This is a genomic window from Longimicrobiales bacterium, assembly GCA_035764935.1.
GTDB lineage: Bacteria > Gemmatimonadota > Gemmatimonadetes > Longimicrobiales > RSA9 > DASTYK01.
On the sequence record DASTYK010000145.1, the window covers coordinates 1 to 2,785 of the forward strand.

The following is a 2,785-nucleotide window of genomic DNA, read 5'->3' on the forward strand; positions in this document are numbered from 1 at the left end:
CGCCAGCTGGGATTTACCGGAAGTGCCGGCGTCCAGGTGGGTGAGTTCTCAGCTCTGCCGCATGGTTCACGCACGCCACAGACGATCAGGGAAGGATCCATCCTGCTCATCGACGGAGGCTGCAGCGTGGAGGGGTATCGGTCCGACATCAGCCGGACCTTCGTGCTCGGGCGCGCGACCGACAAAATGAAGCGGGTTTTCGATATCGAGCTCGCGGCGCAGAAGGCAGCTTTTGCCGCGGCCCGCCCCGGCGTCCCGTGCGAGGCGGTGGATGCTGCCGCCCGAAAGGTCATTACTGACGCTGGCTACGGCCCCGATTACCGCTACTTCACTCATCGCGTCGGTCATGGGATGGGCATGGACGGCCATGAATGGCCCTATCTGGTGCGGGGCAATAAGCTGCCGTTGGCACCCGGCATGACATTTTCGGACGAACCAGGCATCTACCTTCCCGGCGAATTCGGAATCAGGCTTGAGGACGACATTGCCATCACGGAAGAAGGCGCGGAGATGTTTACGCCGTACAGTCTGTCGCTCGAAGACCCGTTCAATACCGGGGCCTGAACGATCAAGCTGTCTTCGTTCAGGTTGCATCACCCCCCGGCCAGATACGAGAACTGGCCGGGTGGTTCGGGTTCAGAGTCTCAGTTCCCTCCGGTGATCCTCGTGAAACCACACCACCCCCGCCACCTCCTCACCGTCTGGAACCCCGCCTATGCCAGCGACGCGCTCGACGAGCACCTGCGCGTGCTGCTCCACTGGGCGCAGGAGCACCGCGCCGGCACCGCCGACGAGGATGACGTCTACGTCTGGTGGGGCAAGGTGCGCTCGACGCGCCGCGAGCAGCCCCTGCCGCACGCCGACCAGGTGCTCGCGATCGACGAGCAGATCCAGCGCGGCGTCGAGACGCACCTCTACCTGACCGACTACCGCTCACTCTACGTCGGCTGGATCCTCGAGATCACCGCCGATGACGTGCTGCGCGAGATGGCGGGCGAGGCGGAGCACATGCCGTCGTACTACGAGGGGCATCGTGTGGACTTCTGGTTCCGGCTCCAGGACGTGCGGCGCATCGTTGCCGACGACACGCCGGCGGTGATCCAGGAGCTCGGCAGGCTGCGCAACGTCAACTTCCACGACCGGCCGGTCTCGCTCTACGGCGGCATGGTCGACCTGCCGCTCGTCGTCACGAGCACGGACGGTGCGAGCTGGTTCGGCGGCTCTTCCGCGCTGCTCGACGAGCAGCTCTGGGCGGAGCGCGACGCGGAGCTGCGCGGCGAGACGGGGCGCATCGCACACGAATTGCGCGACAACCTGTTCGGCCAGGCGGTCTGGACCGCGCTCGATCCGACGACGCGCACCTTCCTCGCCAGTGGCGACGCCGTATTCCGCGCGCGTCGCGACGATCCGGCCTTCGATTTCGCGACGGCTGCCGTCGAGTACGCGAAGGCGGTCGAAACGGAGCTGAACGCGCTGCTGCTGCCGGCGCTGCGGCCGGTCATGCGTGGGAAGCCGACATCGGAGCGTGAGGTCACGCTCAACAGCCGGCGCATCGATCTCAGTGACGACGTACCGCATCTCGGCCTCGGCGAGCTGCTGCACCTGCTCGCGCACGCGGAGCATTTTCGCAAGGCACTCCGCACGGCATTCCCGCACGACTGGAAATGGCTGCAGGGCGAGCTGCCGGCGTATCTCGACGCGGCCGCTGCGCTGCGTAACCCGGCGGCGCATTCGGCAACGCTGTCGCGGGAGGACATGGTGCGGCATCGGGAAACGATTCTCGGGATCGGCTGCGAGGGGTTGATCACGATGCTCGCGCGCATCCGGCTGCGGGCGGCGTAGGCAACGTCGCAGACAGACGATGCAATGACCTGGATCCTGGACCCGCTCGACGGCCCGATCGCCGACACGCTCGACCTGCACGGCATGACCTGGTCCGAAGCGGAGCTCGCGGTCATCGCGTTTCTCACGCGCGCCCGCAAGCGAGAACCCGGCGCGCTCGTACACGTGATTACCGGAAAAGGGAAGGGCTCGCCCGGCCGCCCGGTGCTGAAGACGCGCATGAAGACCATGCTTCGCGCCGGTCTGCCCCAGGTCGAAGTCTGGGGACCCGACCTCGACCAGGGTGGCTTCCTGATCCGCCTGAAGCAACGCTGAATCGAACCGCGCGGTAGACCCCGCGTCGCCTGTCGCTGCCCTGACCGCTTGAATCGCTTGTTCTCATCACCTCTAGACTGGTCCGTTCGGTCATTGCGTTCAGGCAGTCCTACCTTGCTGTAAAGGAAGAATCTGTGATGGCACTCAACATCAAGAACCCCGAAGCCGATCGGCTCGTGCGCGAGCTCACGCGATTGACCGGTGAAAGCATTACCGAAGCCGTGATCCGTGCGATGCAGGAGCGCCTGGACCGCGAACGTGCGGCCCGGGAGTATCCGGTACTGCGTCAGGAGTTGCGCCGAATCCGCGAACGGTATCAGTCGCTCCCGCTGCACGACGCGCGATCCGCCGACGAGATCCTCGGTTACGACGAGCACGGACTGCCCTGACCATGGTGATCGACACATCTGCGCTGATCGCCTGGCTCGAGGGCGACGCGCAGGCGGATCGCATCGAGCAGAAGCTTCTTGGAGCTGATCGACTCGCGATCAGCGCGGCAACGGTGGTGGAGTGCGGAATCGTGATCGAGGCGCGTCGCGGCGATGCTGGCGGCAGAGACCTGGACCTCCTGCTGCATCGCCTCGCCGTCGAGATCGTTCCCGTCGACGAGCGGCAGGCCGAGCTTGCG

At 65.6% G+C, this 2,785-nt stretch carries 5 protein-coding genes; all 5 read left to right on the forward strand.

Annotated elements, in window-relative coordinates:
* Positions 1-564 (forward strand): M24 family metallopeptidase (locus tag VFU06_11930; GenBank protein HEU5210092.1); only part of this gene is annotated, 564 nt, incomplete at its 5' end.
* 102 nt (positions 565-666) lie between these two features.
* Positions 667-1,842, forward strand: a complete 1,176-nt coding sequence (locus VFU06_11935; protein ID HEU5210093.1) for a hypothetical protein — start codon at positions 667-669, stop codon at positions 1,840-1,842.
* Between the two features lie 24 nt (positions 1,843-1,866).
* A complete protein-coding gene (locus tag VFU06_11940; GenBank protein ID HEU5210094.1) occupies positions 1,867-2,157 on the forward strand; it encodes a Smr/MutS family protein in 291 nt (96 codons plus the stop codon).
* A 137-nt stretch (positions 2,158-2,294) separates the two neighbouring features.
* Positions 2,295-2,546 carry a type II toxin-antitoxin system VapB family antitoxin gene (locus tag VFU06_11945; protein ID HEU5210095.1) on the forward strand — a complete coding sequence of 84 codons (252 nt, stop codon included), beginning with the start codon at positions 2,295-2,297 and terminating at the stop codon, positions 2,544-2,546.
* Between the two features lie 2 nt (positions 2,547-2,548).
* A partial coding sequence (locus tag VFU06_11950) for a type II toxin-antitoxin system VapC family toxin (GenBank protein HEU5210096.1) occupies positions 2,549-2,785 on the forward strand: 237 nt, incomplete at its 3' end.